Source organism: Devosia alba (assembly GCF_039938915.1).
GTDB lineage: Bacteria > Pseudomonadota > Alphaproteobacteria > Rhizobiales > Devosiaceae > Devosia > Devosia alba.
The window spans coordinates 16,806-29,989 of sequence record NZ_JBDUUI010000008.1 but is presented as its reverse complement, the minus strand read 5'-3'; the positions used below and the strand labels follow the sequence as shown (position 1 = coordinate 29,989).

Genomic DNA, 13,184 nt, shown 5'->3' with positions numbered 1-13,184 from the left:
CTCGCTTTCCCTCCCCATAAGGGGGAGGGATGCCGACTGCGAATGCGGCTTTAGGTGCAGTTTAGGCCGCCCGGGCCACGCTGCGCCGGCTGCGCGCATCGCTGACCTTGAAGATATCGACAATCATGTCGAGCTCGGTGGCTTGCGTCTCGGTCTGTTCGATCGCCGCGTTCATTTCCTCAACCAGGGCGGCATTGTGCTGGGTCATTTCGTCCATCTGCCGTACGGCGATGCTGACCTCGGTAATGCCGGTCGACTGTTCCTGGCTGTCGCGCGAAATGCCGTCCATCAGCGTCGAGCTGGCACGCACGCCGTCCAGCATGCCGTTGAGGCGATCGGCGGCGTCTGCAACAAGGCGGCTGCCGTCGCGCACTTCATTGGCGGACTGCTCGATCAGCACCTTGACGTCGGCCGAGGCCGAAGCCGCCGACTGCGCCAGACGCCGCACTTCCACGGCCACCACGGCAAAGCCCTTGCCGGCATCACCAGCGCGGGCGGCTTCCACCGACGCGTTCAGCGCGAGCAGGTTGGTCTGGAAGGCGATGTCGTCGATCAGCCCGATGATATTGGAAATCTTGGACGAGGATGTGGTGATGCGCTCCATCGCGCCGGTGGCCTTGGCCATGACTTCGCCGCTCTGCTCGGCCGATATGGTGACTTCCTTGGCCTTGCCATTGGCCTGCTGGGCGCGCTCGGCATTCTTCATCACCGTATCGGCCAGGGTTTCCATGGCGGCCGAGGTTTCCTCGATCGTCGCGGCCTGCTTGGTGGTGCGCTCGCTCAGATCATTGGCGCCGGCCAGGATCTCGCTGGTCGCGGTCTTGAGCGACCGCGAAGTGTCCTGCAGCTGGGCAACGATGTCGGCCAGCTTTTCGGCCACGGCATTGGTATTGTTCTTGAGGGCGCCGAAGGCGCCCTGATAGTCGCCGGTGACGCGCTGCGTCAGATCGGTATTGGCGATGGCCGACAGCACCGTGCCGGTCTCGGCCAGGCCGCGGTCGACGGTTTCGACCAGGCCATTGACGCTGGCAGCAAGGCTGTTCAGCTCGCCATCGCTGAAGTCGGTCGCCACGCGCTTGTCGAAATTGCCGGCGCTGGCGGCCTTCATCACCGCGGCCAGTTCGCCCTGCAGCAGGGCCATCATGTCAGCACGCTCGACGATGGCCATGTTGTGGGCGGCCTCCTCGGCGCTGAGCGCGGCGACGCGCTTGGCGTTCTGGCGGAACACTTCGACGGCGCGGGCCATGGCGCCGATTTCGTCCTTGGCATCGGCATTGGCAATTTCCACGTCAAGCTTGCCATCGGCCAGTTCGCTCATGGTCTGCGTCAGGTTGCGCACCGGGCTGACGATGGTGCGGCGACCCACCAGCATGCTGACCGTCAGGCCGATGGCGATACCCACGGCCGCCGAGATGGCCAGGGTCAACATGGCGGTGAAGGCCGAGGCGTCGGCATCGGCGCGCATGCCGGCCATCAGTTCGCCCGAATAGGCGCTGTAGACCTTAATCGTGTCGGTCACCACCAGCTGGGCAGCCAGGGTGTCCGCCAGGGCGGCATCAAGCGCCGCCGCATCGAACGGCTGGGCCGCAGCCACGGTGAGCATGCCGTTGATCTTTTCGAAATAGGAATCCATCACCGGCTTGACCGCCTCGAGCTGGCTGCGCTCGGTCGCATCGGCCGCGGCCTCGATGACGGGGAAGCGCGCCTTCATCTCGGTCATGCGGCGATCGGCCTGGCTGACGAAATCGGCGACGTCGGCAGGATTGAGCACCAGCTGGTAGGTCATGCGGCTGATAGCGATCACGTCCATGCGCAGGTCCATGGCTTCGCGTGCCGCCACTTCCTTTTCACCCACCCGGTCCATCGTGGCACTGAGCGAACCGAGCTCCCGCCAGGCGATGCCCGCAATGGCCGTTGCGACGATGCCCATCAGCAGGACCGTCAAAATGAATTTCTGTAGAATAGGAAAATTTCTAAAGTTCATGGCGATGCAACCTGGTGCCCGAGTGTTGACCGCAGCGTTCTGCTGCCAGTCATGGCACTACGGATCGGCTGAATCGCTTAAGGTTGAGCGAACCATCAACGAAAACGCGCCGCTTGCATGTGGCCTATGCACTGGCCGCAGATGCGCCCGGCCGGGGACATAGCCCCGTTCAGCGCAGCAGCGACTGGCCGCCGTCAACGTAGATGGGCACGCCGGTGATGTGCCGCGCCGCATCAGACGCCAGGAAGGCGATGGTCTCGGCGACATCGCGGCTCTCGCCGGGTTCGCCGCCGGTCAGGGGGATATCGCCCTGTGGAAACGCGACCTCGATTTCGGCCGCTGCGGTATTGCGCTTGTCGGTATTGTCGGCGATCTGGGTGTCGATGGCGCCCGGGCACACCGCGTTGACCCGGATCTGGTGTGGTCCCAGTTCCAGCGCCAATTGCTGGGCCATCGCCACCTGTGCCGCCTTGGTCGCGGAATAGGCCGTGGCCCCGGCAGAGGTGAAGGTGCGGTTGCCGTTGATCGATGAAACGATGATGATCGCGCCGCCGGCTTTTTTCAGATGCGGCACGGTCAGGTGCAGCGTCAGATAGGTGCCACCCAGATTGATCGTCATGGTCTTGTCCCACTCCGCCGGCAGCAACTCGTCAATGGGTGCCCAGACCCCGTTGATCCCGGCATTGGCCACCACGATATCCAGGCGTCCCCAGCGGGCGATGATGCTGTCGACCGCCGCGCGCATGCCATCGGGATCGGCAATATCGGCGGCTACCGCCATGGCCTCGCCACCAGCGGCAATAATCTCGTCCCGCGTCGCCTCGATCTCGTCATCGGTGCGGCTGAGCACGGCGACGCGGGCGCCACCCCTGGCCAGCAGCAGGGCCGTGGCCTTGCCGATGCCTGATCCAGCGCCGGTGACCAGTGCGACCTTGTCGGAGAATGGCATATTGGGCTCCCTTGTCTTGCCAGTCGTTCTCTAACCAAGCGCATGGCCGCCCGCATGGTTCCGCCGCTGCGAGCTTTCCCTGCACTGTGGTGTCCGCACTGTTCGATGTTTCGCCCCTGCTCTTTGGCGGCGGAGCGACCTATCTAGGGTCAAGCCAACGAGCAACCCAGGAGCGTGCCATGATAGATACATCCGTTCAGACCAATGTGAAGTCTGCCCCGCTGCTGCCGCTGACCACGACGCTCGGCCCGGTTCACCTCGCCGTCACCGACCGCACCAAGGCGCTGGCCATCTGGCGGGATGTGGTCGGGCTCGAACTGATCGCTGACAAGGATGGGGTGCTGACCCTGGGCGCCGGCGGCAAGCCGCTGATCGTGCTCGAAACCGGCGCCACGGCGCCGGTGATGCCGCGCAGCATTGGACTTTATCATGTGGCCATTCATGTGCCCAAGCGCGCCGATCTGGCGCAAATGGCCATCCGCGCCATGCAGCGCAATATTGCCATTTCCCCCACCGATCATCTGGTGTCCGAAGCGATCTATCTGTGGGATCTGGATGGCAATGGCATCGAAATCACCTTCGAGACACCCTGGCGCGGCACGCTGGGCGATCCGGACAAGGGCGAGACCTATGCCGTGACCACAGACGGCAAGCCCCATTCCGGCCGCGACCCCATTGATATGCAGGGGCTGCTCGCTGAACTGGGACCGCAGCCGGAACTGGCCACGACCATGCCAGGGGGCACCCGCATCGGCCACGTGCATGTGCATGTCAATGATCTGCGCCAGGCCATGGATTTCTATCGCGACGTCATCGGCTTTGCCGGCTTTCTGCTGATCGACTCCTTCGGCATGGGCGATGTCGGGCTCGACTATATGCCCCATAGCCTGGCCTTCAACATCTGGTCGGGCCCCAATGCGACGCTGCCTGCCGCCGGCACGGCCGGTCTGCGCTGGTTCACCATCACGCTGCCTGACGCGGCCTCATTGGAAGAGGTCAAGCACCGGCTGGAACAGGCGGACGCCCCGATGGCCACGCTGGACAACGGGTTTGAGACTCGGGACCCGTTTGGCAATCGCATTCGTGTTGTAGTCAGCCCGTAACTGACATGTTAGTCCTTCCGCCCAGTGATCGGGAGGATTTCATGCGGGCTATTTCTTGCGGCGCGCCGGGTAAGCTGGCGCTGATCGATATTGCAGCACCAGAGCTCAAGCCCGGCTGGGTGCGGGTCGGCATCCGCCATATCGGCATTTGCGGCACCGATTATCACATCTTTGAAGGCAAGCACCCCTTCCTGCAATATCCACGCATCATGGGCCATGAGCTGTCCGGCGTGGTACTCGATGCCAACGGCGCAGCCGGGCTGTCCGATGGCGATGCGGTGGTCATCAATCCATATCTGCCTTGCTACAGCTGTCCCGCCTGCCGCGAGGGCAAGACCAATTGCTGCGAGACGCTGACGGTGATCGGCGTGCATGGCGATGGCGGCATGGCCGAGCAGATCATCATGCCCGAAGCCAACCTCTATCGCGCCGAGGGCCTGAGCCTGCGTGACGCGGCCATGGTGGAGTTTCTCGCCATTGGCGCCCATGCCGTGCGTCGGACGGCGCCGCAGCCCGGTGGGCAGGTTCTGGTGGTCGGCGGTGGCCCGATCGGCCTGGGCGTTGCCTTTTTTGCCCGCATTGCCGGCGCAGAGGTGACCATTCTTGACGCCGCCGCCGACAAGCTGGAGATGGCGCGTCGTTTTGGTTTTGGCGCTGCGGCGCTGGACGAGCGCGATGGTGCCGCGTTCAAAGCCAAAATGGGCAGCGGTTTTGACGCCGTATTTGACGCCACCGGCGCCATTGCGGCGATGAACCAGGCCGTAAGCTATTGCCGCAATGGCGGCGCGTTGACGCTGGTGGGTGTGGTCAAGGGTATACTGGCCTGGGAGGACCCGGAAATCCACCGGCGCGAACTCACGATTCGCGCCTCGCGCAATGCGACTCGCGAGGATTTTGACCATGTTATGGCCTGCATTCGCAATGGCAGCGTACCGACTGACCGGCTTGCCACCCACGCCACCTGCTTTGATGATGTTCCCGCCAATTTGCCGAAATGGGCCCATGACCGCGCCGGGCTGATCAAGGCTATCATTACCCTTTAGGAGGACGCATGCGCAGCGCTCACGACGTCATCAGCTTCTGGTTTGTCGAACATTCCAAGGACGACTGGTTTGACGGTAAAGCCGAATTCGATACGGCTCTGTCGCAGCGCTTTGCCGATACCCATCGGCATGTGGCGCTGGGCGAAGCCTGGCAATGGCGGGAAACCGCCGAGGGCCGGCTGGCCGAGATCATCGTGCTCGACCAGTTCTCCCGTCAATTGCACCGTGGTTCGTCCGACGCCTTTGCGCAGGACAAGATGGCCCTGGCCCTGGCGCAGGAAGCCATCGCTGCCGGCGCCGACCAGACGCTGGAGCTCGAGCGGCGCATGTTCGTCTACATGCCCTTCATGCACGCCGAGTCGCTGCTGATCCAGGAGGAGGGCGTCAAGCTCTTCGGCCAGTTTGACCCGGACCTGCAGAAATTCATGACCGGTCATCACGACACCATCGCCCGCTTCGGCCGCTTTCCGTTCCGCAATGCGGCGCTGGGGCGGACCAGTACGCCGGACGAACTGGCCTATATGAAAGCCCAGGGCGATCGGGCGTTCTGAGCGGGCGCGCTATAGCGAGACCAGCTTCGGATCGACCAGCGCGCCCTTTTGGCCGATGACCACGCGCGCCACGCGGTGGGCGGCTTCGGCGGCTTCCCGCAGCGACCTGCCGGCCAGACGCGCCGAGAGATAGGCGCCATTGAAACTGTCGCCGGCGCCGGTCGCATCGATCACATTGGCACTCGGCTGCGGCGCAACGCGGACGCGTTCATTGGCGGTGGCGATTAGCGCGTCGCCCGCGCCATCCTTGACCACGACTTCTTCCACGCCCAGTTCCAGGTAGCGGTCGGCAGTCTCGTCGACATTCTTGTCGCCGAACAGCGGCGCTTCGTCGCCATGGGTGGGCAGCACGATGTCGCACAGGCTGGCGGCCGCGGTCAGCACACTGGCCATGACACGCGGACTGGTCCATAGCGCCGGGCGCAGATTGGTATCGAAGACAATTTTTGCGCCATTGTCCCTTGCACGCACGATGGCGCCGAGCAGCCGGCCCCGGGCGCGGGGCGCCAGAATGGCCAGGGTAATACCGGAGAAATACACCATGCTGGCGCCTTCAACGGCCTTGGCCAGCACGTCCTTGTCGTCGGCCAGCAACTTGGCGGCGGAGGTGTCGCGCCAATAGGTGAAGTGGCGGTCGCCATCGGCCTGATGGATCATGTAGAGGCCTGGGCGCCGGTCCGGCACGGTGCGGATGTGGCTGGTGCCGATCTGGTTGGCCTCCAGAAACATCTTGATGTCGCTGGAGTATTTGTCGGCGCCCAGTGCGGTGAAATAATCCACAGACCAGTCAGCGCCGAGCAGGGCGCGCATATACCAGGCGGTATTGAGCGTATCGCCGGCATAGCCCAGGCGATATTGGCGATCCTCGCCGCCACTCATTTCGATCATGCATTCACCGATGCTGACGAAGCGATGCTGTACCAAGCCCTTGCCCTCCTTGCGTGCCTGAGGCTTATGCCGGTAAAGCCCATTTGCCTGCAAGCCAGTATCTTCCATACAAGATCAGAAGGCACTATGGTGCCGCCAAATTTGTTTCGCCGGAGATTTCCATGACGCGTCTGAGCGCCAAGACCCTGAACAGCATTCCCGCCGGGGTGGCTGTGCCCAATTACGATCGCAGCACGCTGACCCCTGGGATCGTGCATCTGGGTATCGGCGCCTTTCACCGCGCGCATATGGCGGTCTATGTCGATGACCTGCTCAAGACTCACCCCGATTGGGCCATTGTCGGCGCCAGCCTGCGCCGCCCCGACACCAAGGAAGCGCTTGAACCCCAGGATGGGCTTTACACCATTGCCGTGCGCGATGCGGCGGGGACCCATCCCCGCGTGATCGGCTCCATCCTCAGCGTGCTCGATGGCAATACCCAGCGCGACGAATTGCTGGCGCTGATGGCCGACCCCAAGATCCGCATCGTCTCGCTGACGGTGACCGAGAAGGGCTACTGCCACGACCCGGCAACCGGCGAACTCGATGAACGTCATCCCGACATCGCCCATGACCTGGCCAATCCGGCTGCGCCGAAATCGGCGCCGGGCATGCTGGTCGAAGCGCTGGCGCGCCGGCACGCGGCTGGTGTGCCGCCCTTTGCCGTGATGAGCTGCGATAATCTGCCCTCCAATGGCGAAACCGTGCAGCGCATCGTCACCCGCTTTGCCCGCCTGCGCGATGTCGCGCTCGGCGACTGGGTGAAGCAGCACGTGGCCTTTCCCGGTACCATGGTCGACCGCATCGTGCCCTCGACCACTGATGCCGATCGCGAGACGATTGCCGGCCTGATCGGGGCAGAAGATGCCTGGCCGATCATGACCGAACCTTTCACCCAATGGGTGATCGAGGACAAGTTCCCGCAGGGCCGCCCGCCGTTTGAGACGGTCGGCGCGCAACTGGTCGCCGACGTCGAGCCGTTCGAACGCATGAAGCTGCGCATGCTCAATGGCAGCCACTCCACCATTGCCTATCTCGGCTACCTGGCGGGCCATGAATATGTGTCCCAGGCCATTGCCAATCCGGCCTTTCACCGGTTGATCCACGGGCTGATGACCGAAGAGGCCATGCCGACGCTGGACATGCCGGGCACCGATCTGGGCGCCTATCGCGACCAGCTACTGGCGCGTTTTGCCAATCCGGCCCTGCAGCACCGCACCTGGCAGATCGCCATGGATGGCAGCCAGAAACTGCCGCAGCGCCTGCTCGGCACTATCCGAGACCGCCTCAAGGCCGGCCAGTCCTTTGATCGTCTGGCCCTGGGGGTTGCCGGCTGGATGCGTTACGTCGTGGGCATTGACGAGAAGGGCGACAACATCGATGTGCGCGATCCGCTCGCCATGCGCATGATGGCCATTGCCGCCGAAGCGGGCGACGATGCCGAAGCGCTCTATGTCGGGCTGGTGGCGCTCAATGAAGTGTTCGGCACCGATCTCGCCGACAACCAGGCCTTTGGCGATGCGGTGGTCACCCAGCTCGAAAGCCTGTTCGACGATGGCGTGGTCGCGACGATCCGGGAGCTGGTGGGTTAGTCACCCCCACCCAGCCTCCCCCTCAAGGGGGAGGAGCAGCTCTACGCATGGGCGTTGTCTCACGCCAAACTGACTCCTCCCCCTTTTGGGGGATGCCGGGTGGGGGAATTCCTACTTAAATCCGGCCTTCCATGGCCCGGTCAAAGATCTCCAGCGCCAGGGCCTTGGTGAGTTCCACCGGATTGCCGCCCGCGGTGGGGTCGACAATCGCCATCTCGCCGATCAGTTCGCGCTTGGAATTGTCGACTTTGAACGCCACCAGCGTGTGCGGCACATCGAGCCGCATGCGCAGGCCGATGACCGCGTGCTGGAATGCCTCAAAGCTTGGCGCGAGACCCAGATAGGCAGCCAGCCGGGCGATGCGCGTTTCAATGGCGGCGCGGTTGACGATCAGCACATAGGGCATGAACACCGCATTGGTCATGCCATGGTGGGTGTCATAGAGCGCGCCAACCGGATGGCTCAGCGCATGAATGGCCCCGAGCCCCTTCTGGAAAGCGGTGGCGCCCATCGCGGCAGCGCTCATCATGTGCCCGCGCGCTTCGAGATCGTTGGGATTTGTCACCACCTTGGGCAGGTTTTCCATGACCAGCCTGATGCCTTCCACGGCTATGCCGTCGGCCATGGGGTGATAGCCCGGCGCACAATAGGCTTCGAGGCAATGGGCCAGTGCGTCCATGCCGGTGCCGATGGTGATGAAGGCTGGCATGCCCACGGTCAGCTCGGGATCGGCGATGACGATCTTTGGCATCATCAGCGGGTGGAAGATCACCTTCTTGGTGTGCGTGGTCTCGTCGGTGATGACCCCGGCGCGACCGACTTCCGAGCCGGTTCCGGCTGTCGTCGGCACGGCGATGATCGGCAGGATGCCCTTGGGGTCGGCACGGGTCCACCAATCGCCAACATCCTCGAAATCCCACATCGGCCGGGTCTGGCCCGCCATGAAGGCAATGACCTTGCCCGCGTCGAGCCCCGAGCCGCCGCCAAAGGCGATGACGCCATCATGGCCGCCCTCGCGCAGTTGCTTGACGCCGGCCTCGACATTGGCCGCAATCGGATTGGGTTTGACATCGGCAAACACGCCGACGGAAATGCCGGCATCAGCGAGCAGTTTGATGGTGTTCTGCGTCACCGGCAGGTTGACCAGCCCCGCATCGGTCACCAGCAAGGGCTTGCTGATGCCGGCGCTTTTGAGCGCTTCAGGCAGTTCGGCAATGCGGCCGGGGCCGAACTTGATGGTGGTCGGGTAATTCCAATTGGCTTTGGTCATTTTGGGTCACACCCGTTTCAAGTGATAGGATTTTGGCTGCGTCAGATTGGCGTAGCCGATCTCGCTCAGGCTGCCGCCCTTGCCCGTGTCCTTGACGCCGGTCCACACCAGCGCCGGATCGAGATAATCGCAGCGATTGGCAAATACCGTCCCGGTCTGGATACTCTCGCCCAGCTTGGCCGCAGCATCGAGATCGTTGGTCCAGATCGAGGCAGTCAGGCCATAGGGGCTGTCATTCATCAGGGCGATGGCTTCGTCGTCGTCGGCCACTTTCATGATGCCGACCACCGGGCCAAAGCTCTCCTCGCGCATCACACTCATCTGGTGATTGACCCCGGTCAGCACCTCCGGCGTCAGATAGGGCGAGCCGGGCACATCCAGCCTGTGGCGCGTATTGAGCCGCGCCGTGGCGCCGCCGCGCACGGCTTCTTCGGTCTGTTGCCGCACATGATCGGCAAAGCTGCCGCGCGCCATCGGCCCCACCATGGTCGCCGCATCGAGCGGATTGCCCAGCGTCCAGCTGCTGGCCGCTTCAAGGAAGTCATCCACGAAACGGTCATAGACATCACCATGCACATAGATGCGTTCGACCCCACAGCAGCTCTGGCCGGAGTTGAAGAACGCGCCGTCCGCCAGGCCTTCCACGGCATGCTCAAGCTTGGCATCGGCGCGCACATAGGCGGGGTCTTTGCCGCCCAGTTCCAGCCCCAGCGTGGCAAAGGTGCCGGCGGCGGCCTTTTCGATGCGGCGACCGCCTTCCACCGAGCCGGTGAAATTGATGTGGTCGATTTGCCCCGAGCCGATCAGCGCTTCGGTATCGGCATGACCCATCACCAGATTCTGGAACAGTCCGGTGGGCAGCCCAGCCTGTTCGGCGGCCAGGGCGAAGCGTTCGCCGGCGAGCAGCGTCTGGCTGGCGTGCTTGAGGATGACCGAATTGCCCGCTACCAGCGCCGGGACGATGGAATTGACCGCCGTCAGGAACGGGTAGTTCCACGGCGCAATCACCAGCACAACGCCCAGGGCTTCGCGGGTGATGTAGCGGGTAAAATTGTCTTTCAGCGGCAGTTCGGTTGGCGCCAGCGCGCTGGTGGCCAGTCCGATCATGTAGCGGGCACGCTCTTCAACACCGCCTCTTTCGCCGCCATAGCGCACCGGCCGCCCCATCTGCCAGGCCAGTTCGGGCACGATTTCGTCATTCATCAGCAGCAGTGCGTCCACCATGTGGCTGACGATCTTCTGCCGCTCGGGCAGGGTGGTTTCCCCCCAGGCCCGCCGTGCCATCTGCGCGCGAATGACCGCCGTTTCGATGTCGATGCTACTGGCAACACTGCGCTCGGCATAAAGGCTGCCATCGACGGGGGAGATGATTTTGACCGTCTCGGTCATGGGGACTTCCTTTTGTCAGCAGGCGATGGCGCGGACATGGCCGAGGCCGGCATAATCGAGAATGAGCACGTCCCGGGTCACAATTGTCAGGTCCAGCGACCGGGCGGTGGCGATAATGATCCGGTCGGCGGGATCGCGATGCAGCGGTTCAGGCAGAAAGGATGCATCGGCAAGAATATCCGGCGTCAGCGGGGCGAGTTTAAGGCCACCCGTTGTTAGAATACGATCAAACCAGACCTTGGGCGGCAGTGGTGATCTCAATCGACCCTTGGCGACCAGCAATGCCCGCTCCCAGGCCGAAATGGGCGAGATCAGTACCGGCGTTCCATTTGTCGCGCTCTCGTTCATTGCCGCAACTGCCGCCGGCTCAATATGGGCAGCCTCCGCCATCCAGATTGCAGCGCAGGTATCGAGAAGAAGGGGGGCGCTCACGGACGCTTGAGACCCTGCTGCTCGACGACAACACCATGATCATAGGCGTCGTCATAGACATTGGCCCAATCGACGTCCGCCGGCTGAGTCAAGTCAACGCCTGGCATGATGATCGAGGTGCCCTTCATGCTTCCAAACAGCGGGTGCTGTTTGGTGGGCAGCGTCGGTTGATCTAGCGGATCCAGGTATGTTTGCGACATTTCTCCAAATCCTTTTTTCAGCTTGGTTGACACAAAACCCAGTCGCTCGCCCGGCACGTCTACGTCTGTTGTTTCGTAACCCGCCCGCAACCAGGCCTGTGCCTGAACATGACTGCCATCAGTGTTGCTCCACCAGGCGGCGTAACGGCGCGCGGAGGCGGGGAGCACAAAGCCCAAGATCTCCTCGACATCGGCGAAGCCAAGCTCCAGCCGTTCATGATCTGATGCCGTCAGATGCTGGTACAATGGTTCATATTTGGACATAACTACCTCCGTACTGCGGTCGAAGATAACAGTATGTACTGTACTGTTCAATAGTAACGTACTAACTCCGTTCGAAGCCGCGCTTGAGTTCCCAGTCGGTCACCCGGCGGTCATATTCGAGCTGTTCCCATTCGGCAGTGTGCACATAGTGGGCGATGACATCGGCGCCAAATGCCGATTTGAGCAGGTCCGAGCGGCGCAACCAGTCGGTGGCTTCGCGCAGGGTCTTGGCGATCTCCGGCAATTGCTCCCTGACATAGGCATCGCCGACAAAGGCGGGCGGCAAGTCGAGCTTTTCCTCGATACCCTTGATCCCCGCCGCAATCAGCGCTGCCATCGCCAGATAGGGGTTGAGATCAGCGCCGCCAATACGGCACTCGGTGCGAATGGATTTCGAGTTTTCGCCGCACAGGCGGAACCCGGCGGTGCGATTGTCCGGGCTCCAGATCGCCTTGGTGGGCGCGAAGGTGCCGGCCTGAAAGCGCTTGTACGAATTGATATAGGGCGCCAGAAAATAGGTGATGTCGCGTGCATAGGCCAGTTGCCCGGCCATGAAGTGCTTCATCAGCGCGCTCATGCCGCGCTCGTCCTTGTCGTCAACAAACAGCGGCTTGCCGGACTTGTCGGCCAGCGACATGTGGATATGGCTCGATGAGCCGGCCAGGCCATAGTCCCACTTGGCCATGAAGGTCACAGCCTTGCCCTGGGCCCAGGCGATTTCCTTGGTGGCATTTTTCAGCACCACATGGCGGTCGGCCATGGTCAGGGCGTCAGAATATTTGACGTTGATCTCTTCCTGCCCCGGGCCCCATTCGCCCTTGGAGGATTCCACCGGAATGCCGGAAGCCTGCAGGTGCTTGCGCAGCGCGCGCATCACGCCCTCTTCCTTGGTGGTCTGAAAGATATTGTAATCCTGGATGTAGTCGCCCGCCGTCTGGGCCCGCGCGTGGCCCTTCTGGCTGATGGTGCGATAATCCTCGTCGAACAGGTAGAATTCGAGCTCGGTCGCTGCATTGGCCGTATAGCCCATGGCAGCGAGGCGATCGATCTGTGCCTTGAGCATGGCGCGGGGGCTGTGGGCAACCGGGGCCTGGTGATGGTCGGCGAGGTCGCACAGCACGATGGCTGTGCCTTCGAGCCAGCTCGCCTTCATCAGGGTCGCCAGATCCGGCTTCATGACGAAATCGCCATAGCCCTTCCCCCAGTTGGCCGCCGCGTAGCCCGGTACCGGCTCCATGTCGATGTCATCGGCCATGAGATAGTTGCAGGCATGCGTCTCGTCATGGGCCACTTCCACGAAGAACTCGGCCTGGAAGCGCTTGCCGATCAACCGCCCCTGCATGTCGGGAAAGGCGACAAGCACGGTGTCGACACTGCCTGCGGCAACATCCTTTTTCAGCTCGGCAAGACTGTAGGCGGCCATTTCAATCTCCAGGATACAGGGTATCCCGGCCGCGATGGCGCGGCCGGGTTAATCGGT

The 13,184-nt window shown here is 62.8% G+C and carries 12 protein-coding genes; 4 read left to right on the top strand and 8 right to left on the bottom strand.

From position 1 onward, the window contains the following. Positions 1–61 precede the first annotated feature (61 nt). Positions 62–1,984 (bottom strand): methyl-accepting chemotaxis protein, encoded by a 1,923-nt coding sequence (locus ABFY71_RS12530; protein ID WP_347946337.1) that lies wholly within the window; start codon positions 1,982–1,984, stop codon positions 62–64. Positions 1,985–2,153: 169 nt separating this feature from the next. Further along, positions 2,154–2,933, bottom strand: a complete 780-nt coding sequence (locus tag ABFY71_RS12525; protein WP_305577462.1) for an SDR family oxidoreductase — start codon at positions 2,931–2,933, stop codon at positions 2,154–2,156. A gap of 179 nt (positions 2,934–3,112) precedes the next feature. Here ABFY71_RS12525 and ABFY71_RS12520 point away from each other — a divergent pair, with 179 nt between their 5' ends. From ABFY71_RS12520 to ABFY71_RS12510, 3 genes are read left to right on the top strand one after another with little or no spacing between them, the layout of a single operon-like run. Continuing rightward, positions 3,113–4,036: a VOC family protein gene (locus tag ABFY71_RS12520; RefSeq protein ID WP_347946335.1), complete on the top strand. Its 924-nt coding sequence runs from the start codon at positions 3,113–3,115 to the stop codon at positions 4,034–4,036. A gap of 41 nt (positions 4,037–4,077) precedes the next feature. Continuing rightward, positions 4,078–5,079: a zinc-binding alcohol dehydrogenase family protein gene (locus ABFY71_RS12515; RefSeq protein ID WP_347946334.1), complete on the top strand. Its 1,002-nt coding sequence runs from the start codon at positions 4,078–4,080 to the stop codon at positions 5,077–5,079. A gap of 8 nt (positions 5,080–5,087) precedes the next feature. Next, positions 5,088–5,630: a DUF924 family protein gene (locus ABFY71_RS12510; RefSeq protein ID WP_347946333.1), complete on the top strand. Its 543-nt coding sequence runs from the start codon at positions 5,088–5,090 to the stop codon at positions 5,628–5,630. A 9-nt stretch (positions 5,631–5,639) separates the two neighbouring features. Here ABFY71_RS12510 and ABFY71_RS12505 read toward each other — a convergent pair whose 3' ends face one another. Further along, entirely contained in the window at positions 5,640–6,554 is a 915-nt protein-coding gene (locus tag ABFY71_RS12505) for a sugar kinase (protein ID WP_347946331.1), read from the bottom strand. A 125-nt stretch (positions 6,555–6,679) separates the two neighbouring features. Here ABFY71_RS12505 and ABFY71_RS12500 point away from each other — a divergent pair, with 125 nt between their 5' ends. Further along, complete coding sequence (locus ABFY71_RS12500; RefSeq protein WP_347946330.1) at positions 6,680–8,149, top strand: mannitol dehydrogenase family protein; 1,470 nt, start codon at positions 6,680–6,682, stop codon at positions 8,147–8,149. A gap of 115 nt (positions 8,150–8,264) precedes the next feature. Here the strand turns inward: ABFY71_RS12500 and ABFY71_RS12495 are convergent, their stop codons facing one another. The 5 genes from ABFY71_RS12495 to ABFY71_RS12475 form a co-directional block, all read right to left on the bottom strand. After that, the gene (locus tag ABFY71_RS12495) at positions 8,265–9,419 is read right to left on the bottom strand and encodes an iron-containing alcohol dehydrogenase (protein WP_347946328.1); all 1,155 of its coding nucleotides are present in this window, start codon (positions 9,417–9,419) and stop codon (positions 8,265–8,267) included. Positions 9,420–9,425: 6 nt separating this feature from the next. Next, a complete protein-coding gene (locus ABFY71_RS12490; RefSeq protein ID WP_347946326.1) occupies positions 9,426–10,808 on the bottom strand; it encodes an aldehyde dehydrogenase family protein in 1,383 nt (460 codons plus the stop codon). Positions 10,809–10,823: 15 nt separating this feature from the next. After that, complete coding sequence (locus ABFY71_RS12485; RefSeq protein WP_347946325.1) at positions 10,824–11,240, bottom strand: type II toxin-antitoxin system VapC family toxin; 417 nt, start codon at positions 11,238–11,240, stop codon at positions 10,824–10,826. After that, positions 11,237–11,704, bottom strand: a complete 468-nt coding sequence (locus tag ABFY71_RS12480) for a DUF7662 domain-containing protein (protein ID WP_347946324.1) — start codon at positions 11,702–11,704, stop codon at positions 11,237–11,239. The genes ABFY71_RS12485 and ABFY71_RS12480 overlap by 4 nt, the downstream gene beginning before the upstream one ends. Positions 11,705–11,765: 61 nt before the next feature. Next, the gene (locus ABFY71_RS12475) at positions 11,766–13,127 is read right to left on the bottom strand and encodes a glutamine synthetase family protein (RefSeq protein ID WP_347946323.1); all 1,362 of its coding nucleotides are present in this window, start codon (positions 13,125–13,127) and stop codon (positions 11,766–11,768) included. Between the last annotated feature and the right edge of the window lie 57 nt (positions 13,128–13,184).